At 31.5% G+C, this 20,769-nt stretch carries 19 protein-coding genes and 1 tRNA gene; 13 read left to right on the top strand and 7 right to left on the bottom strand.

What is annotated here, in order from left to right:
* Positions 1-25: 25 nt before the first annotated feature.
* Positions 26-598 (bottom strand): Crp/Fnr family transcriptional regulator, encoded by a 573-nt coding sequence (locus WA340_RS08625; RefSeq protein WP_027880630.1) that lies wholly within the window; start codon positions 596-598, stop codon positions 26-28.
* A gap of 192 nt (positions 599-790) precedes the next feature.
* Here WA340_RS08625 and WA340_RS08620 point away from each other — a divergent pair, with 192 nt between their 5' ends.
* The 3 genes from WA340_RS08620 to WA340_RS08610 all read left to right on the top strand — a co-directional run bounded on the left by WA340_RS08620 (position 791) and on the right by WA340_RS08610 (position 3,526).
* Positions 791-1,423, top strand: a complete 633-nt coding sequence (locus WA340_RS08620) for a transglutaminase-like domain-containing protein (protein ID WP_336128519.1) — start codon at positions 791-793, stop codon at positions 1,421-1,423.
* A 212-nt stretch (positions 1,424-1,635) separates the two neighbouring features.
* Positions 1,636-2,535 carry an EamA family transporter gene (locus WA340_RS08615; RefSeq protein ID WP_336128518.1) on the top strand — a complete coding sequence of 300 codons (900 nt, stop codon included), beginning with the start codon at positions 1,636-1,638 and terminating at the stop codon, positions 2,533-2,535.
* A 340-nt stretch (positions 2,536-2,875) separates the two neighbouring features.
* Positions 2,876-3,526: a hypothetical protein gene (locus tag WA340_RS08610; RefSeq protein ID WP_336128516.1), complete on the top strand. Its 651-nt coding sequence runs from the start codon at positions 2,876-2,878 to the stop codon at positions 3,524-3,526.
* On the opposite strand, the gene WA340_RS08605 is transcribed toward WA340_RS08610, so the two are convergent.
* The 6 genes from WA340_RS08605 to WA340_RS08580 all read right to left on the bottom strand — a co-directional run bounded on the left by WA340_RS08605 (position 3,516) and on the right by WA340_RS08580 (position 9,440).
* Complete coding sequence (locus WA340_RS08605; protein WP_336128514.1) at positions 3,516-4,631, bottom strand: MBL fold metallo-hydrolase; 1,116 nt, start codon at positions 4,629-4,631, stop codon at positions 3,516-3,518. The genes WA340_RS08610 and WA340_RS08605 overlap by 11 nt on opposite strands.
* A 22-nt stretch (positions 4,632-4,653) precedes the next feature.
* The gene (locus WA340_RS08600) at positions 4,654-6,543 is read right to left on the bottom strand and encodes a monovalent cation:proton antiporter-2 (CPA2) family protein (RefSeq protein WP_336128512.1); all 1,890 of its coding nucleotides are present in this window, start codon (positions 6,541-6,543) and stop codon (positions 4,654-4,656) included.
* Between the two features lie 3 nt (positions 6,544-6,546).
* Positions 6,547-7,140: an NAD(P)H-dependent oxidoreductase gene (locus tag WA340_RS08595; protein WP_336128510.1), complete on the bottom strand. Its 594-nt coding sequence runs from the start codon at positions 7,138-7,140 to the stop codon at positions 6,547-6,549.
* A 267-nt stretch (positions 7,141-7,407) separates the two neighbouring features.
* Complete coding sequence (locus tag WA340_RS08590) at positions 7,408-8,238, bottom strand: DUF4437 domain-containing protein (RefSeq protein ID WP_336128508.1); 831 nt, start codon at positions 8,236-8,238, stop codon at positions 7,408-7,410.
* A gap of 20 nt (positions 8,239-8,258) precedes the next feature.
* Positions 8,259-8,918: an oxygen-insensitive NAD(P)H nitroreductase gene (gene nfsB, locus WA340_RS08585; RefSeq protein WP_336128506.1), complete on the bottom strand. Its 660-nt coding sequence runs from the start codon at positions 8,916-8,918 to the stop codon at positions 8,259-8,261.
* Between the two features lie 447 nt (positions 8,919-9,365).
* Positions 9,366-9,440 (bottom strand) — tRNA-Pro (locus tag WA340_RS08580).
* A gap of 116 nt (positions 9,441-9,556) precedes the next feature.
* Between WA340_RS08580 and WA340_RS08575 the strand changes: the two genes are divergently transcribed.
* The 10 genes from WA340_RS08575 to WA340_RS08530 all read left to right on the top strand — a co-directional run bounded on the left by WA340_RS08575 (position 9,557) and on the right by WA340_RS08530 (position 20,768).
* A complete protein-coding gene (locus tag WA340_RS08575; protein ID WP_336128504.1) occupies positions 9,557-10,663 on the top strand; it encodes a PQQ-dependent sugar dehydrogenase in 1,107 nt (368 codons plus the stop codon).
* A complete protein-coding gene (locus tag WA340_RS08570; RefSeq protein ID WP_336128503.1) occupies positions 10,660-11,073 on the top strand; it encodes a c-type cytochrome in 414 nt (137 codons plus the stop codon). The genes WA340_RS08575 and WA340_RS08570 overlap by 4 nt, the downstream gene beginning before the upstream one ends.
* Before the next feature lie 44 nt (positions 11,074-11,117).
* On the top strand, positions 11,118-11,726 hold the full coding sequence (udk, locus tag WA340_RS08565) for a uridine kinase (protein ID WP_106676094.1): 609 nt from the start codon (positions 11,118-11,120) through the stop codon (positions 11,724-11,726).
* Positions 11,723-12,022, top strand: a complete 300-nt coding sequence (locus WA340_RS08560) for an FtsB family cell division protein (protein ID WP_304144964.1) — start codon at positions 11,723-11,725, stop codon at positions 12,020-12,022. The genes udk and WA340_RS08560 overlap by 4 nt, the downstream gene beginning before the upstream one ends.
* Complete coding sequence (locus WA340_RS08555; protein WP_336128501.1) at positions 12,015-13,346, top strand: methylmalonyl-CoA mutase subunit beta; 1,332 nt, start codon at positions 12,015-12,017, stop codon at positions 13,344-13,346. The genes WA340_RS08560 and WA340_RS08555 overlap by 8 nt, the downstream gene beginning before the upstream one ends.
* Before the next feature lie 19 nt (positions 13,347-13,365).
* Positions 13,366-14,067: a hypothetical protein gene (locus WA340_RS08550; protein WP_336128499.1), complete on the top strand. Its 702-nt coding sequence runs from the start codon at positions 13,366-13,368 to the stop codon at positions 14,065-14,067.
* A gap of 1 nt (position 14,068) precedes the next feature.
* Positions 14,069-14,719, top strand: coding sequence for a hypothetical protein (locus WA340_RS08545; RefSeq protein WP_336128497.1), 651 nt, complete (start codon positions 14,069-14,071; stop codon positions 14,717-14,719).
* Positions 14,719-16,842 carry a methylmalonyl-CoA mutase gene (scpA, locus tag WA340_RS08540; RefSeq protein WP_336128495.1) on the top strand — a complete coding sequence of 708 codons (2,124 nt, stop codon included), beginning with the start codon at positions 14,719-14,721 and terminating at the stop codon, positions 16,840-16,842. Before WA340_RS08545 ends, scpA begins: the two co-directional genes overlap by 1 nt.
* 171 nt (positions 16,843-17,013) lie before the next feature.
* Positions 17,014-19,869 (top strand): M16 family metallopeptidase, encoded by a 2,856-nt coding sequence (locus WA340_RS08535; RefSeq protein WP_336128493.1) that lies wholly within the window; start codon positions 17,014-17,016, stop codon positions 19,867-19,869.
* A gap of 134 nt (positions 19,870-20,003) precedes the next feature.
* A complete protein-coding gene (locus tag WA340_RS08530; protein ID WP_027880660.1) occupies positions 20,004-20,768 on the top strand; it encodes a ParA family protein in 765 nt (254 codons plus the stop codon).
* Position 20,769: the final 1 nt, after the last annotated feature.

Genomic DNA, 20,769 nt, shown 5'->3' with positions numbered 1-20,769 from the left:
AAAAAATGTGATGTATATCACTTTTTTAACCTTTAAAGCGACTTAAGGTTTCTCTAGATACACCTAAATAGGCTGCAATCAGTTTTTTAGGTACGCGCTGTACTAATTTTGGAAGTTTAAATAATAAAGCGTCGTAACGTTCTTCGGCTGTTTGTGTTAATAAAGACAGGATACGCTGCTGCAAACCAATAAATCCGTAATTAGATTTTATTCGGAAGAAATTTGCCATAGCAGGAATTTTTTGACAAATGGTTTCACGACTTTCTAGAGACAGACAGAAAAACTCAGAATCTTCAATACAATCTACAAAAATTGTAGCCGGTATTTGATGCTGAAATGCGTAGTAGTCGCTAACCCAATAGTCTTCCATAGCAAACTGAAGAATGTGCTCGCTACCTTTTTCATCTACAGCATAAGATTTTATTAGTCCGTTGATAATCCAAAATTCACAATCTACAGGTTGTCCTGTTTGTATTAAAAACTGGTGTTTTTTAAGTTTTTTATGTTCAAAATGAGGTGCAATAAAATTCCACTCTTCATCAGTAAGTGTTACAATTTCTTCAAAGTGTTGTTTTAAGAGTTGGTATTTGTCTTGCATGCTGTAAAAATAGAAATTATAAAGTTACAATTCTGCATGCCTCAAACTCTATTTCATTATAGCTATCTTGAGTCCATTGGCTTAAACCTTTTAAAATTAGTTTCCACTTATTTAATATAACATTCATCGTGTGAACTAAAGAACATACTTTTGGATTATGCTGTAAGAGGCGAATTGTTATAAATTTGTAATATGAATTACACCGAAAAAACATATTACTACGATTACGACAGTCCTGTCATAAAAGATATTATAAAAGACGTCGAACATTTAAGCTCTCAACAAGATATTATAGAACAATTGTATCTAAAAGTTAGAGATGGTTGGCGTTATTTACCTTTTAATATTGGTTTAACAAAAGCGCATTTTAAAGCCAGTAATATTGCAAAAAAACCAGATGGACATTGTATTGATAAAGCCATTTTATACATTGCTTGTTTACGCGCCTTCAATATTCCTGCAAGGTTACATTTAGCTAAAGTATCTAACCACATTGCAACAGAACGTTTAGAAAAAGTGATTGGCACTAACGAGCTGGCACCTCATGGTTTGGTAGATGTATTTTATAATGGCAACTGGGTTAAATGTTCGCCTGCGTTTAATAAAGAACTATGTGCTATTTACAATGTAGATGTTTTAGATTTTAATGGTACCGAAGATGCAGTGTTGCAAGAATACAATAAAGACAATCATAAATTTATGACCTACATTGAAGATTATGGTCATTTTGAAGATGTGCCATTAGATTTTATAAGGGACACATTTAAATCGAATTACCCTAGTCTTTATGAAAGATTTAAAGATCATGATCATATTGTAATTTAAAACAAATATGGTTTGCAATCATAACTAAGTCAATATTAGCATTTTTTTTTACCTTTTTAGATAAAATTACCTATTAAATAATTACATCTACCATCCTAATCATCAGAAGATTTCTTAAATACGAAGAATATCCCTGTGTTTTGTAGTGTATAAGATAAAAAACTTTTTTAAGAAAGGTTTAAACATTGTAAAAACTTATATTCGCGCCCATTATGTGGATGTATTTAGGGCTTTTAGCAGCACTTTTTTTAGGTTTACACAACTTGTGTAAAAAACATGCGGTACGCGGTAACGAATCTTTTCCTGTATTACTAGGTACGGTAACTAGCGGATTTATATTTATTGCCACTTTCTATGTATTATCTGTTTTTTATCCAGAGTATGCACAGCAACATGGCTATAATTTTCAAAATATATCTTGGTCTCAACACGGGTTTATAGTAATAAAGTCTTTAATAATGGCTGGATCATGGCTTCTAGCCTATCAAGCTTTAAAACATTTACCCATTACTATTGTCACACCAATTAGGTCTGCTGGTCCTTTTTTCACATTTATTGGTGCTATTTTTATATATAAAGAAGCACCTAATCTTTATCAATGGATTGGCTTTTTTCTAATTATTTTTTCAGTGCTTCTTTATTCTAAAATAGGGAAAAAGGAAGGTATTGTTTTTAAGAAAAATAAATACATTTTCGCTATTATTGGTGCCACATTTTTAGGTGCTAGTAGCGGTTTATATGATAAATTTTTAATTCAGAGTTTAAATTTAAATCCACAAACATTACAATTTTGGTTTTGCTTTTACACCATTATTATTTTAATATTAATCTTAAGCATAACTTGGTTTCCTTATAAGCATAAACGAGCTGCTTTTAAATTTAGGTGGAGCATAATTGCTGTAGGTGTTTTACTTCAAGCTGCAGATTATTTTTATTTTAAAGCTCTACAAGATCCAGAAGCATTAATTATGCTTCTTTCTGCAATAAAACGAAGCCAAATTCTGATTGCTGTTTTGGTAGGAGGCATCATTTTTAAAGAACAAAATAAACGAAAAAAACTAGTGCCTCTTTTTGGGATTTTACTTGGTGTATTTTTAATATTATACGCTTAAACGTTATTTATTAATTATTCTAGAAGTTAGTTAAAAATAATCATTTTAGTTGCATATTCTAAACACTATAACAGGCTTATAGAGATCTTACATTTTAACTTTAATTTGATTACAAAAAAGTTTGAACACTTTAATTTATAGCAATTTAGAATGTTTCTATGCAAAATTATTTAAGAAAACCTTAATCTTTTTAAATAACATTAGTAACTTACATGAATGTAGACTTTAATAAATTGTTTAGGAAAAATTATTTTCATTAACATATAAAACCTTGAGCTTTTTAAATCAAAAGATATTAAACAAAATATCTATTATAAATGTATTTATAATAGTTTGTTTTATGGCCTCTATTTTTTTAAGTCTATTTAAAGAAAAAGACTCTTTAATTTACACTTTACCCTTAACAGTTATATGTTTATTAATTAAATATATTTCTGTTAAAAACACTAAAACACACATACTTTATGCACTAAGTTTAGTTTGTGTTATAATTGCTGATGTATTGATTTTTTCTAATTTTAAAACCAATTTTATCTACATAACCCTTTTAAATGGGTTGTTTTTATTATGTAATCTAGCTGTTTTAAAACGCTATTTACATGAGCAGAAAATAAAAAAAATTTTAACGCCTTCTGTTTTAATTAGTGTTGCGCTTGTGGCTTATGTGTTTTTTTATGTGCTTCGATTATTAATTGAAACATTACCCAACAATCAAGTATTTTTTGCGTTTTGTACAATGTCTTTTTTTGCAGCTTTTTTTATAGTTATAGCTCTTATTTATTTAAGTCAATTATACCAAAATGGACTAATTTTACTAATTGCAGGTATTTCTTATTTCTTTCAAATGTTTTTTAGTTTGATTAATGAATTTTTACATTATGATAAGATATTTACAACTCTTATAGTAATAAGCCATATAGTTGCTTTGTTTTTACTTACTGAATTCATTTCTGTTACAAAGCCTACAGATACTCAAATCTCTATTGATTAACTTGAAACCAAAATGGTTTATTTCCTGACGTATCAGTGTTTTTTGTATAAATAACACCTCCAATTTTGGGTACAATAAAATTTAATTTTGATTGTTCTGCAGATGTAATAAAACGCTCTACAGGATCTGTCCATGAATGCATTGCAAGTTTAAATGCGCCCCAATGTATTGGCATTACTTTTTTCGCATTTACATCCAAGCCTGCTTGAACGGTTTCTTCAGGAAACATATGTATGTCTGGCCACATTTCGTTGTACTGACCACATTCTATCATAGCGAAGTCAAACGGACCGTACTTCTTGCCTATTTCTTTAAAATGATCGGCATAACCACTATCGCCACTAAAGAAAATATTGTCATTTTTAGATTGAATTACCCACGACGACCATAGTGTTTTTGCCCTATCGGATAATCCGCGACCAGAAAAATGTTGCGCTGGTGTACACACAAATTTTAAATCGTTAAACGTAATTTCTTCCCACCAATCGAGTTCTGTAATTTTGTTTTTATCAACCTTCCATTCAAGTAAATGTGCACCAACGCCAAGTGGCATATAAAAGTGACCGACTTTATCTTTTAAAGCCTTTATCGATTCGTAATCTAAATGATCGTAATGATCGTGAGAAATTAGTACGGCATCAATTTTTGGTAATTGTTTTATGGTAATAGGTAATTCTTCAGAAAAACGCTTACTTCCTAAAGTTGGATGTGGCGCAGGAACGCTGCTTAACATAGGGTCTATTAAAATAGTTTTACCTTGTGTTTGTAGTAAAAATGTTGAATGCCCGAACCAAACTAAGCGTGTATCACCGTTGTAATTAGCAATATTTAAAGAATCAATTTTTACTGAAGTTAAATCGTGTTCTGGCTTTGTATTTGGTTGACTTTTAAAAAAACCCATTAAGGCCTTACCCATATCTTTTAAACTCATATCGAGTTTAACATCTTTGGTGTTTTTAAATACACCATCCTTATAATTTTTTGAAGTTTTATAACTTTCAATTGCTTCTTTAGATGGTTTTCCTCCAAATTGAGGACTAAATTGTAAAAATAACACTACAACCAATGCGATTGCAGCAACAACTATTACGATGCTTAACACCATTCGTTTTAAAAATTTTAAAAGTTTACGCTTCACTAGATTTTTCTAATTGCTTTCTAATATGTTCGCTATCCCAATGATTATCATAAGCTACAATACCACGTTTAAAGTCATCTTCAAGCAATTTTTCTTGCTGTTCTATTTCTTTTCTCGCCATAAACACATAATCTTCTTCTCGCTTAGGTTCAGAAGCTAACCGCCTTAAACTGGCTTCATCATACTTAATAAAATTCTGTACTTGACGATTTAAAGTATATTTTCTAAACCCTAATTTATTAAGTGCATCACTCGCCAACGCTAAAGATGTATCTAAAGTTTCACGGTAAATATTAATTACATCCAGATTTAATAACTCGTAAGCATCGTAACGGTTTTTAGTACGCACCAACATCTCAACATGCGGATATTTTTCTTTTACAATTTTACTAATGGCTTTGGCTACAGAAACTTTGTTTGTGGCACAAATAAGTAATTTAGCTTCGGCAATTCCTGCGGATTCTAACAAATCTTCGCGTGTGGCATCACCATAATACACTTCAAATCCCATTTTACGAAGGAAATCGACACGGTTAGAATCGAAATCTAAAATAGTAGCTTCTACACCATGAGAACGCAAAAATCGTCCAACCGTACTACCAAAATGTCCAAAACCAACTAAAATTACTTTTTGCGATTTAGCAATATGATCCATTGGTCGTTTTATAGATTCTTTAGTACCTACTTTTGGAAGAATTAACCGCTCATTGATCACTGCTAAAATTGGTGTTAACGACATAGATACTGCAGTTATTACTAGCATCATATCCATTTGTTCTTGCTCTAAAATATTAAGCTGAAAGGCGAACGATAACAATACAAATGCAAACTCACCTACTTGAGCTAAACTAAAAGTTAACAGCACATTTTGATCGAGTTTTAATTTGAAAATACGCCCAGTAATGAAAAGTACCAATGCTTTTATAGCAATAATAGCGATTAAAATACCACCAATTGTTAACGGACTGTTCGCAATTACCACAAAATTAATAGAGGCACCAACCGCCATAAAAAAGAGTCCGAGTAGTAGATTTTTAAAAGGTTCTAGCGTGCTTTCTAACTCGTGTTTAAATTCACTAGTTGATAATACCACACCACCTAAAAAGGCACCTAATGCAGGGCTTAAGCCTACAAATTCCATTAAATATGAAATCCCAAATACTATTAAAAACGCAGCTGCAATTAACAACTCTCTAACACCTGTTTGTGCTACTTTACGTAGCATTGGAACCACTATAAAACGACCAGCCAAAACAATAAGGACTACCGAAAATATAATTGCTAAAGTTTGTAATCCTATAGGTAAACTTTGAATTAAACTTGATGCCGAATGTGACGCCTCATTACTCGCATGTTCCGAAGAGTTACTTAATAACGGTAAAGCACCAATCATAAATATGACGATGATATCTTGAAATAATAAGATGGAAAACGAGCTTGAACCAAAGGTGGTATTCATTAATCCTTTTTCCTTTATAGTTTGCAAAGCAATTGCGGTTGATGACAGTGCTACAGCCATACCAATAGCGAGTGCAACCTGCCATTCGTAACCTAAAAATGCAAAGAACACATAAGTTAGACCAACTGTTAATGCCACTTGTATACCACCCATACCAAGTATGGATTTTCGCATGTTCCAGAAGTTTTTTGGTTCAATTTCTAGACCAATTAAAAACAGCATTACTACAACGCCAAACTCAGCAAAGTGTAAAATATCTTCGCCTTCTTCACCTATAAACCCGAACACATAAGGACCAATAAGAACACCAGCTAATAAATATCCAATTACCGAACTTAATCCCAATCGCTTTGCTATCGATACACAAATAATGGCACCAGCAAGAAAAACAATTGCTTCAAATAATAAACTTCCAGACATATGTTACGCGGTTAAAATTTCTAAATCGTTAAGAAAAGAACAATTGGATAGCTGCGTTGCCTTAAAATCAACTTGTAGCAAATCTATTAATTGTTCGTACTGGTTGGCGTAATTCAATAAATCTTCTTCAGATAAATGGTGCGTACCCATAACAGCAAAAGGTGGTAAATAATTCATACCACACAATGTAGCAGTTTGTTCAAAAGGTCTTAAAAATTCATTAATGGTGTAGGTATTATAGCCTTCTGTACAATACACTTCGCGAGATCCACCAGTAGTAATAACATTAAAAACGGTTTTATTTTGCAGTACTTTTCCGTGTGGACCGTATGCCCAATTAAACTCTAGAACTAAATCTTTCCATTGCTTTAAAATGGCTGGACTACTGTACCAATACAACGGATGATGCCAAATAACAATATCGTGTTGAAGTAGTAACTCTTGTTCTTGTTGCACATTAATATGAAAGTTGGGATAATGCTCATACAAATCGTGAAATGTTACGTGCGCCTTATCTTTTAATCGGTCGATGAGTGTTGCATTGACTCTTGATTTTTCAAATTTGGGATGTGCGAAAAGAATGAGTACTTTTTTCATTGGCTATTTTTGGTTGACTTTTAAACTTTAGTTGCTAATTATGCTTTCTGTTAAAGTTACTAATAATTTCATTTTGAATTCATCATATACATCAGGATACGCATTATTGTAACTTCCCTTATCATTGTCAAAATATGTGCCTTATTGGTTTTTATGACGTTCTGACATCATATTAATTTGATAGTGTTATAAAAAAAAGCCACACAGAATGTATTTTACATTTGGTGGCTTTTTCTGCTATTAATCAATCAAACTAAACTATAAGGTTTATTTTATTTTGAATTTACCATTTGAGCGAATGTAAATAACTGTTTCAACATCAGTTTTTAAACCTGGTGAAGCTTTTTCTTCTGCACCAAAATAAGAACCTGGTTCCAGCACATTTACGTCATCTTTTTTAGAAAATTGATGCGTTACTTTACCAGAAATAACCACAGCTCTAAAGTTTGGACTTAAGTTTTTAATTTTACCCTTGAAACCAGCTGGTAATTTTAAAAGAGTAGCACGCAGTTGATTTTTTTCGTGACTTCCCCATAAAAAAGCAGTTTCTACATTACTTTTTTCTGAAACCCATTCAATATCATTAGCGTTTAACCAAACTAAATTTGTTTTATCAACGTTCACTGGTTTTTCGCCATTATCAAACGCTTCCGATGTTGGTTTTACTAAATACGGTCCTTCTTGAATATCTAAAAACGCCATATTATCTTCAGCATCTGCAGCTGTAATATGTGCTTCGCCAGCAGGCTGTTGCCAATATGATCCGGCTGGCAACCATTGTTTTTCGGCATTTTCATCATCATTATGTAACAATCCTTTTATTACCACACCACGATAGGTTATGTTATGAATATGTGGTGGTGATGAAAATCCTTTTTTAAATTTAACTAAAAAACCTGCAGGCTCGTTTTTAGTACGGTCGCCCCAAAGCTTTCCTGCAGCGGGACTTTTGTCGCCACGTAATGGATTTAGCCAGCCCCATTCTACATTGTCTGCAGTAACAACTTCGTTTTTAGATTTTCTAGCATCTGTTGTCGGTGTTTGGGCTAATACTTTAGTCGCAACCAATAACAAAACAGCTATTATAATTTTTTTCATCACTATGGTTTTAATATGATCTATATTTCAGTGAAAATTTCACTTTCTGGTAATCTAGATTTTGGTGTTTTATCTGTAGAATTAAAGTCAGAATCTGCTCTATAGCCTATAGAAACAGCTACTAAAGCTGTGTAACCTTTTTCTCTTAACCGAAATTCTTCATCTAAAGCTTTTACATCAATACCTTCCATAGGTGTGGCATCAATTCCTAAACTCGCAACACCCAACAAAAAGCTACCGATGTTAAGGTATACTTGCTTTTCCATCCAATGATTTAAATCTTTTAAATCGTATTTATGTATGTCTGCAAATGTTTTAACAGCACCTATAAATCCGTTTTTTATGTCTTCATTTGGGAATCGTCCATTTTTATCATCTACATCTGCAATGTGTTTGTAATAATCTTCATCTGCATCTGTTTTTGCACAAAAAAGCACTACAGCTGAAGCATTAGTTACTTTAGGTTCGTTAAAATGGAAAAAACCTTGTGTTCCTTTTGCTATACGTGCTTTTCCTTCTTCAGTTTCAGCAATAATAAAATGCCAAGGTTGTAAGTTTACACTTGAAGCGCTCATTATTAATAAGCTTTTTACTTGATACATATCTTCTTTAGATATTTTTTTTGTTGGATCAAATTCTTTAGTAGTGTATCTCCAGTTAAGTGTTTCTTTTAAGTTCATTTGTTTATTTTTTGTGTTGATTCCTAATAATACTATAAAAAGTATAGTGCAAATGTAATTATAGTATGTAATGCGTACAATAACGGTCAAAAATGATAGTATGTTTTGTTATAGTAAAAAAACATGTAACCATAGCAATATCAACACATTCAACCGAATGTTAAATTTACTATAAAAAGTATAGTTGTAATATTATTAAGATTTCATTTAAAAAAATTAAAATCTTATTTCAACAAAATCAATTATGATTAAATATAATCTATATCAAATAGTCTTATAAGAAGAAATGACTATCTACTACAACAATTTAATAATGTAATTAATAAACTTGAGATCCATCTATAAGATTAATGGATGCTTTAATGTTATTTTTTATTTTTTAAAACACTTCAAGGGGAATTTAAAATAAAAAAAGCCTGAATATAAATATTCAGGCTTTAGTTTTTGTCGGGGTGGCAGGATTCGAACCTGCGACCTCCGCGTCCCAAACGCGGCGCGATAACCGGGCTACGCTACACCCCGAAAATGATTATCTTTTCAAAACATAAATTTTGTTTTGAGGGTGCAAATATAGTAGTTTTCATCAATTTAAAAACATTTTTTATTATTAAATTGTAAATTCATAAAAAAAAATGAAAATGAAATTCAAATTCGGTCCATTTATTATAATAATTATAGCCTCCTTTTTTGCTTGTGCACAAGACAAAAACCCTATAAACACAAAACATTCATATGAGGTAATTGTAAAAGACCTCAACAATCCCTGGGCATTTACTTTTCTTACTGATGAGTCAATGCTTATTAATGAAAAAGATGGTCGAATCATTCATTTTAAAAACAATAAGAAGACTGAAATTAAAAATCCACCAAAAGTATATTTAAGAGGTCAAGGTGGATTGTTAGATATTGAGCTACATCCTAATTATAAAAATAACGGATGGATTTACTTTTCTTTTGCTTCTTCTGATGGTGACGAAAATGGAGGAAACACTTCAATAATGCGTGCAAAAATTAAAAACGACAGTTTAATTAATAAAGAAATACTTTATAAAGCTGTACCAAATACTACAAAAGGACAACATTTTGGATCTAGAATTGTCTTTAAAGATGGCTACTTATTTTTTAGCATCGGAGAGCGCGGAGAAAGAGATATCAATCCTCAAGATCTAACTAGAGATGGCGGTAAAATTTATAGACTAAATGACGACGGAAGTATACCTAAAGATAATCCTTTTGTTGATACTAAAAATGCTAAAACCGCTATTTGGTCCTACGGACATCGTAATCCTCAAGGCATGAAAATTAACCCTTTTACTAACGAAATTTGGTCTCATGAACATGGACCACGCGGTGGTGACGAGATTAATATCATTAAAAAAGGTGCTAATTACGGTTGGCCAATTATTACTTACGGTATCAACTATTCTGGAACAACAATTACAGACCAAACCAAAAAAGAAGGCATGCAACAACCTTTACATTATTGGGATCCATCCATTGCTCCTTCTGGTATGGCATTTATTAATAGTGATAAATATGGAGATTGGAAAGGTAGTTTATTAGTAGGCTCTCTTAAATTTCAGTATTTAGACTTATGTACACTTGAAAAAGGAAAAGTCATTAAAGAGCAACGTCTTTTAGATGGTTTAGGTCGTGTAAGATCTGTAGAACAAGGTCCAGATGGTTATATCTATGTTGACATAGAAAACTTAGGTATTGTAAAATTAAAAAGAGATAAAGAATGAAAAAAACAGGACTAATTCTAGTTGCTTCATTATTAATAATAAGCTGCAAATCTTCAGATAAAAAAGCTAGCCCAGAATTAAAATCTTCTATTGCCCAAGGAGAAAAAGTATATCAAAATTTCTGTATAAACTGTCATATGGCTAATGGGGAAGGGATTGAAGGCGCATATCCGCCATTAGCAAATTCTGATTATTTAGAAAACAATTTAGAAGCTAGTATCAAAGGAATAAAAAACGGTATGAAAGGTAAAATTACAGTAAACGGAAAAACCTACAATAACGTTATGACTCCAATGGGTTTAAATAACCAAGAAGTAGCAGATGTGACTAACTATATTTTAAATAATTGGGGCAACAATAGTGACACATTAATTACAGGTAAAGAAGTTTCTAAAATACTACTTAAATAAGGTTGTAAATTCTTAAATTTGAACCTTAAAATTAAATAAAAACAATGCTAATTATAGGAATTGCTGGCGGAACAGGCTGCGGTAAAACAACAGTAGTTAATCAAATATTAAATGAATTACCTGAAGGCGAAGTAGGTGTAATATCTCAAGACTCATATTACAAAGACACTACTCACCTATCTTTTGACGAACGTGTTAAAATTAATTTTGATCATCCACGATCAATAGATTTTGAACTTTTAGAGCAACACTTAAAAGAATTAAGAGCTGGTAATGCCATAAACCAACCCGTATATTCTTTTATAAAACATAATCGTACAGGCGATGTTATTGTAACAAAACCTCGTAAAGTAATGATTGTTGAAGGGATTTTAATCCTTTCTCATCCAGAAATTAGAGAGCATTTTGATATCAAAATATTTGTTCATGCAGATAGTGACGAGCGTTTAATAAGACGACTAAAAAGAGATATAAAAGATCGTGGTCGTGATATAGACGAAGTATTATCACGTTACCAAAACACGTTAAAACCAATGCATCAACAGTTTATAGAACCAATGAAAGAGTATGCAGATATTATTATACCTAATAACAGATATAATACAGTTGCAGTAGACATAGTAAAAACAATAATTAACGAACGCTTAGTTTGAAATACTTAAAAAACATATACATTTTAATACTTGTTGTTTTTGTAATATGGATGGTGTTTTTTGACACCAATTCGTTAATTATACACAGTCAATATAATTCTGAAATTGACGATCTAGAAGCAGAAAAAGAATACTACAAAAAAGAAATACAAAAAGACAAAAAAGCAATAGAAGAATTAAGTCGTGAAGAAGGTATAGAAACCTTTGCACGAGAACAATACTACATGAAGCGAGACAATGAAGATATTTATATAATAGAATATCAAGACAGCCTAAAAACTAAAGAAGATGAGTAAAAAACTATTTTCAGATTTTGAACCAGTTTCTGCAAAAGCTTGGAAACAAAAAATACAGGTAGACTTAAAAGGAGCAGACTATAATGACACTTTAGTTTGGCAAACTAACGATGGTATAAATGTAAAACCATTTTACCATCAAGACACTTTAGAAAACACTTTATACATAAAACCACAAACTTGGTCTATTGGTCAAATTATATTTGCTCAAAACGCAGATGCAGCTAATAAAAAAGCAATAAATGCAATTGAAAAAGGCGCAGAAACTATAAAATTTATTATTCCTAATAATAAAGTTTCAATTTCAGAATTAATCAATAATATTGATTTACACGCTACAAACATTCAATTAGAGTTATTGTTTTTAGATCAAAACTGGATTTCAAATATTGATCAAAACATAAGTATTCAAGTAGATCCAATTCATCAATTAGTAAAAACTGGTAATTGGTTTTCTAATCTTGACAAAGATCTTGCAGCCATTAAAGATACAGTAGCACATACAGGCTGTTTAACTATAGATACTACAACCTATCAAAACGGTGGTGCAAATAACGTACAACAAATAGCCTACACTATTTTACATGCTAATGAATATTTTAATATCGTAGATGTTTCAACCATAAAAAAGGTGATTTTTAATGTTGCTGTTGGTACAAATTATTTTTTCGAAATTGCAAAACTAAGAGCGCTTAGAGCTTTATTTGACAGTATTGTTTCAGAATATAATATCTCTGCAACATGCATTATAAATGCAATTCCTTCAAAAAGAAACAAAACTATATACGATTATAATACAAACATGCTTCGTACAACAACAGAATGCATGAGTGCTGTCCTTGGCGGTGCTAATACTGTTTTTAATTTACCATATGATGCAATTTACCATAAAGACAACGCTTTTGGAGAAAGAATAGCACGAAACCAATTATTAGTATTAAAAAACGAAAGCTATTTTAATGCTGTTAACAACCCATCAGATGGTAGTTACTACATAGAAAGTTTAACAAATCAACTTGCAGAAAATAGTCTAGATCTTTTTAAAGATATTGAAGCTAACGGAGGATTGTTAAAACAATTAAAAGAAGGCACTATTCAGAAAAAAATAAAAGAAAGCGCCGCAAAAGAACAACAACAATTTGATGAACAAAAAATCATTCTTTTAGGTACCAATAAACATCCTAATAAAGAAGATAAAATGAAAAACGATTTAGAGTTATTTCCTTTTGTAAAAACCAATCCTGTTAAGACTTTAATAGAACCTATAATTGAAAAGCGTTTAGCAGAAAAACTAGAACAAGAACGATTAAAAACCGAAGAATAAACAACAAAACTAAAAAAACATGAACACACGTATTTTAAAAACTGTATTTGTATTTTTTATCGTATTAAACTTTAGCTGCAAACAAGATAACACCGAAGCTACGTTAGCAGAGTATAAATATGCAGAAAAACCAGAAACTATTAGCTGTGATCCTGCAAATGATAAGCTATTAAAAGAAGCGTTATATAGCTTTGAAAAAGATATTTTAAACCAATATGACCCAAACGGTAAAAATAAATTAAGAGCATACAGAGCTTTTGTAAATAATGCTATTTCTAATCGTGTAAAACCAGAGAACATGATGTCTTCGCACACAAAAGCTATTTTTGATGTATTAAAAACAAAATCAGATTTATGGCAAGAAGGAGCTTTAAACTATAATAGCGATTTGGTTAAATGTCTATCTCAAAACATGCAAGATCAAAGCTTAAAAACAACCTTTAACGCACTTGTAAGCACCAATAGCATGAATTACAAATTATTTGGTCCTGCATTAAGAAGTAACACATCTTACACCAGAGACGCTTATTTACAAACCTTTATAGCTTTAGATTATTACTACTCTAAGATGTTTGATTTAGATTTCTCCAAAATTAATTTAGAATTTAACGACACTAAACAAGAAGCTAATAACAAAATAGATTTTAATAAAACACCTCTTAATCTACCTAAAAAAAATAACGTAAAAAAAGCAGACGATCACGCTGGGCACAATCATTAATATGAACTTAAAAAAAATAACATATTTAATATTAATAAGTCTAGTAATTACCTCTTGCATAAACAATGTTACAGAGGTAAGCAACTGGTTAATGGTAGATAGTTCTAATATAGAAACTATAGAAGGCAGCTACCATAAGCTAGATAAAGATCCTGTTAGAATATACTTACCAAGTGTTTTTAAAAGGAAAAGTGGTGTAGAATTCGAGAAAATTTTAGACAGCATCTCTACAGACAAGAATAGTCTAAAACTTGAATATGCCAGACTAAAACAATTAAGAGAAATAGAAGGTAATTTTTATATCTATTTTGATAAAAGCACATTCTCTACTTACACAATTAACACTTTACCTTACATGCCGCTTCAAAGACAAGACGCAAAATTTTTGTTAGGCATCATAAGTCAGTCAAATAGAGAAAATGAAAACAATCTAGATTTAAAATACACAAAGGTCACTGCTAAATATGATAATTCTGTTGGACCACAAATATTTAAATCTATCTTTAAAGTAGAAGACACTAAGTCAATGGACAATCCGACCTTTTACAATTCTACTTATATAGTTTCTTACAACAACAAAACGGTTTTTATTCAATTAAGCACACCTTTTGAAGCTAACTTTGATCCGTTTTTACAAAAAATGATATTATAATGTCAAGAAAAAATCTTCAACATATAACGCTTAAAACTCAAGAAAACATAAAAGTAGACCAACAAATTTCTACTTTTAATACTGCAGAAGACATTCCTGTAAAATCTACTTACGCTAAGTCAGATACTAAGGATTTAGAACACTTAAATTTTGTTGCAGGAATAGCACCAAATCTTCGCGGACCATACAGCACAATGTATGTACGCAGACCTTGGACTATTCGCCAATACGCAGGTTTTAGCACCGCTGAAGAGAGTAATGCATTTTACAGAAGAAATCTTGAAGCTGGTCAAAAAGGTCTTTCAGTTGCTTTCGATTTAGCGACGCATCGTGGTTACGATTCTGATCACGAACGTGTAGTTGGAGACGTAGGTAAAGCTGGTGTAGCAATTGATAGCGTTGAAGATATGAAGGTTTTATTTGATCAAATTCCGTTAGATAAAATGTCTGTATCTATGACCATGAATGGTGCTGTATTACCAATCATGGCATTTTATATAGTTGCAGCCGAAGAACAAGGCGTAAAACCAGAACAATTAGCAGGAACCATTCAAAATGATATTCTAAAGGAATTTATGGTGCGTAACACTTACATTTACCCTCCAACACCTTCTATGAAAATCATTTCAGATATTTTTGAATATACTAGTCAGAATATGCCAAAGTTCAATAGTATTAGTATCTCTGGTTACCACATGCAAGAAGCTGGCGCAACTTGCGATATCGAATTAGCATATACACTTGCAGACGGATTAGAATATATTAGAAAAGGATTAGATGCAGGAATGGATATAGATACTTTTGCTCCAAGATTATCCTTCTTCTGGGCTATTGGTATGAATCATTTTATGGAAATTGCTAAAATGAGAGCTGCGAGAATGCTTTGGGCTAAATTAGTAAAGCAATTCAACCCAAAAAACTCAAAATCGCTAGCATTACGTACACATTGTCAAACTAGCGGATGGAGTTTAACTGAACAAGATCCATTCAACAATGTAGCAAGAACAACTATCGAAGCTGCAGCTGCTGCTTTTGGAGGCACACAAAGTTTACATACAAATGCATTAGATGAAGCAATAGCGTTACCAACAGATTTTTCAGCAAGAATTGCACGTAATACGCAGATTTTCTTACAAGAAGAAACACATATTACAAAAACTGTAGATCCTTGGGCAGGAAGTTATTACGTTGAAAAATTAACACATGATATTGCCGAAAAAGCTTGGGATTTAATACAAGAAGTAGAAGATCTTGGCGGTATGACAAAAGCTATAGAAGCTGGTATACCAAAACTACGTATTGAAGAAGCTGCTGCGCGTAAACAAGCAAGAATAGATTCTGGTCAAGATATTATTGTTGGCGTAAACAAGTACCAATTAGAGCAAGAAGATCCTTTACATATATTAGAAGTAGATAATCAAACGGTAAGACTTCAACAAATAGAAAGTATAAATAAAATTAAAGCAACTCGTAATACTGAAAAAGTAAAAGAAGCTTTAGAAAATTTAACCAATGCTGCAAAAACAGGTCAAGAAAATTTATTAGCTTTAGCAGTAATAGCAGCAAGAGAACGTGCTACTTTAGGTGAAATTAGTGATGCTTTAGAAACCGTTTTTGGACGCTATAAAGCCAATATAAAATCATTTTCAGGTGTGTATAGTAAAGAGATAAAAGACGACAGTAGCTTTAAAAAAGCTAGAGCATTAGCAGATACTTTTGCTGAGCAAGAAGGACGTAGACCACGTATTATGATTGCTAAAATGGGACAAGATGGTCATGATCGTGGTGCAAAAGTTGTAGCTACTGGTTACGCAGATGTTGGTTTTGATGTAGATATAGGTCCATTATTTCAAACACCTCAAGAAGCGGCAAAACAAGCAGTAGAAAATGATGTACATATTTTAGGTGTATCAAGTTTGGCTGCAGGACATAAAACTTTAGTTCCGCAGGTTATTGAAGAACTTAAAAAATATGGTCGAGAAGATATTATGGTAATTGTTGGAGGCGTTATCCCTAAACAAGATTATCAATATCTATTTGATGCTGGTGCTGTAGCCGTTTTTGGACCAGGAACAAAAATTAGCGACGCAGCTATTAAGATTTTAGAAATCTTGATAGATTAATTATAAAAAGAGCCACTAAAAAAGTGGCTTTTTTTTTATAATAAATTGAAATTCTTTCCGTTAGCTTATTGAATAAATTTTCAGTTTTAACATAAATTTCAACATTTAGTTAAACATAAATTTTATTTTTATAAACCATTCCTTACAAATTATTAATTAAAACAATCAAAAATGAAAAAATCACTATCAATTTTCACAATGGTGTTGTTTGTATTAACAGGTACTATTAAATTAAATGGGCAAACTGTTACTAAAACATCACCTAAAACAAATCAAACTTCAACATTTAATTCCACAGAAAAAATCCCTTTCAATCCAGAAGTAAAAAAAGGAGTTTTAAGTAATGGGTTAACTTATTATATTAAAAACAATGGTAAACCAGAAAACAAAGTAGAACTTAGACTTGTAGTTAAAGCTGGTTCTATTCTAGAAAATGAAGACCAAAGAGGTTTAGCTCATTTTATGGAGCACATGAACTTTAACGGAACCAAAAATTTTAAAAAGAACGAACTTGTTGATTACCTTCAAAGTATAGGAGTAAAATTTGGTGCTCACTTAAACGCATATACTAGTTTTGACGAAACCGTTTACATGCTTCCAATACCAAGTGATGATCCTGAAAAATTAGAAAAAGGATTTCAAATATTAGAAGATTGGGCACATAACGCGCTATTAACAGAAAAAGATATTGATGAAGAAAGAGGTGTTGTTTTAGAAGAATTTAGATTAGGTCAAGGTGCAGATGAAAGAATGATGCAAAACTACCTACCAAAATTAATGTATGGTTCTAAATACGCAGAAAGATTACCTATTGGAACAAAAGAAAATCTTGAAAATTTTAACTACGAAAGCTTAAGACGCTATTATAAAGATTGGTATAGACCAGATTTAATGGCTGTAATAGCTGTTGGAGATATTGATGTAGAAACTTTAGAAAATAAAATCAAATCTCATTTTGGAGGAATAAAAAATCCGGACACACCAAAACCTAGAGAAGTTTTTTACGTTCCTAATCATGATGAAACTTTTGTAGCTATAGAAACCGACAAAGAAGCTTCATTTTCTCAGGTTAGAGTACTTTTTAAAGATGAAGGCAATAGCAAAGAAGATGAAACTTTAGAAGAATTTAGACACTCTATTGTAGAATCACTTTTTTCTCAAATGATTAATAATCGTTTAGACGAACTTAGAAACAGTGAAAATCCACCATTTGTTTACGGGTATTCTTTTCATGGAGGTACATGGGCAGACACTAAAGACGCTTATCAATCTTTTGCTATGACAAGTCCAGATGGACAATTAAAAGCATTAAAAGTATTACTTGAAGAAAACGAAAGAGTAAAAAAATACGGATTTGGCCAAGGTGAATTTGAAAGAGCCAAAAAAGATTTAATCGCTAGATTAGAAAAATCTTTTAAAGACAAAGATAAAACTGAATCTAACAGAGTTTTAGGAGAATACATAAGAAACTTTTTGGTTAACGAGCCAATGCCAGGTATAGAATGGGAATACAACTTTCATAAAGAACAACTACCTACAATAAAACTAAATGAAGTAAATCAATTAATTTCTAACTATATAAAAGACACTAACAGAGTTGTAGTTTTAACAGGTCCTGATAAAGAAGATATTAAAAAAGTAACAGAAAAAGAAGTAAGAGATTTATTAGAAACCGTTAAAAACGAAGACATAAAACCTTACGAAGACAAAGAAGTAGCTTCTTCTTTAATTACAAATTTACCTCCAAAAGGTTCTATTGTAAAAGAAACACAAAATAACAAATTAGGTACCACTACCCTAACCTTAAGTAACGGCGCAACGGTTACTTTCAAAAAAACAGACTTTAAAAACGACGAAATTTTATTTGATGCCTTCAGTTTTGGTGGTAGCTCATTATATTCTGATGAAGATTACTTAGAAACAGTATTTGCTAACAATGGATTAACAGATGCTGGCGTTAATGGATTTAGCAAAGTAGATTTAGGAAAAATGATGTCAGGAAAAATTGTAAATGTAAGACCAAGAGTTGGTGGTATTACAGAAGAAATTTCAGGATCTTCAACACCAAAAGATTTTGAAGAATTGTTTCAGCTAACACATTTATATTTTACAGCATTAAATAAAGACGAAAAAGCTTTTGCTTCATATATAAATAAACAAAAAGCCTTTATTGGCAATATGTTATCAAGTCCGCAATTCTATTTTCAAGATCAATATTCTAAATTTGTATACGGCGCAAACCCAAGATATTCCGGTTTTCCAACACCAGAAAAATTAGATCAAGCTAATTATGATTTAGCTTACCAAAAGTTTAAAGAACGTTTTGCAAACGCAGGAGATTTTAAATTTTACTTTGTAGGGAACATTGATGAAAACAAAATAAAGGAATATTCAGAAAAATATTTAGCTAACTTACCATCAACAGGTAAAGAAGAGACTTATAACACAACAGATTTTAGACCACTTAGTGGATCGCATACTAAAATTGTAGAAAAAGGTACAGACCCAAAAAGTTCTGTTAGAATTGTGTATCAAGGTGAAACAACTTATGACGCAAAAGAAGATTATGCATTAAGTAGTTTAGGTGAAATTTTAACCATAAAACTAATCGAAAAACTACGTGAAGAAGAAGGCGGAGTTTATGGTGTTGGAGCTAGAGGAAATATTAATAAAATTCCTTACGGATGGTACAGCTTTAGTATTAGTTTTCCTTGTGGACCAGAAAATGTAGAAAAGCTTAAAAACGCAGCTATTGCTGAAGTTGAAAAAATTGTAGCTAACGGACCTACAGAAGAGGATTTAGCCAAAGTAAAAGAAGCACAGTTATTAGAAAGAAAAGAAGATTTAAAAGAAAACAGATTCTGGTTAAGACTTCTTAAAAATGCAGATTATGAAGATAAAGACGTAAACAAAGTCTTAGAGTATGAAAATACGGTAAATAACCTTAGTAAAGCAGACATTCAAAATGTTGCTAAAAAGTATCTTACAAACGGTTATATTTTAGGTATTCATAACCCAGAAAAATAAACAAATCCAACATTAACAAAAAAGAGGTTGCAAAGTTAAATTTGCTACCTCTTTTTTTTATTTATGTTATCAACAAAGGTTTTTATTCCTCATAAATAATTGTATTTTTACCGTTACAAAAACCAAATTGATTAATGGGTAAAATTATAGCAATTGCCAATCAAAAAGGTGGTGTTGGTAAGACAACTACCTCTGTAAACTTAGCCGCCTCTTTAGGTGTTTTAGAAAAAAAAGTTTTACTTATAGATGCAGATCCACAAGCTAATGCCACATCTGGATTAGGTATTGATGTAGAGTCTGTAGAAATTGGTACATATCAAATTTTAGAACACACTAATACAGCAAAAGAAGCTGCAATACCTACAGAAACTCCAAACCTAGACATAATACCAGCTCATATTGACCTTGTTGCTATCGAAATTGAATTAGTAGATAAAGACCAACGTGAATATATGCTTAAGAAAGCTCTTGAAGAGATAAAGGACCAATATGATTATATACTAATAGATTGCGCTCCTTCTTTAGGACTATTAACCCTTAATGCGCTAACTGCTGCAGATGCAGTAATTATTCCAATTCAGTGCGAATATTTTGCATTAGAAGGTTTAGGAAAACTATTAAACACTATTAAAAGTGTACAGAAAATACATAACAAAAATCTTGATATAGAAGGTTTACTGTTAACCATGTACGATTCGCGTTTAAGACTGTCTAATCAAGTCGTAGACGAAGTCCAAAAACACTTTAACGATATGGTATTTAGTACCATCATACAGAGAAATGTTAAACTAAGTGAAGCACCAAGTTACGGTGAAAACATTATTAATTACGACGCATCAAGTAAAGGTGCTAGCAATTACTTAAGTTTAGCTAAAGAAATTATTACAAAAAACTCCTAAT

It is taken from the genome of Mesoflavibacter sp. CH_XMU1422-2 (genome assembly GCF_037029245.1).
Classification (GTDB): Bacteria; Bacteroidota; Bacteroidia; order Flavobacteriales; family Flavobacteriaceae; genus Mesoflavibacter; species Mesoflavibacter zeaxanthinifaciens.
This window is presented reverse-complemented; position numbering and strand designations above follow the sequence as displayed.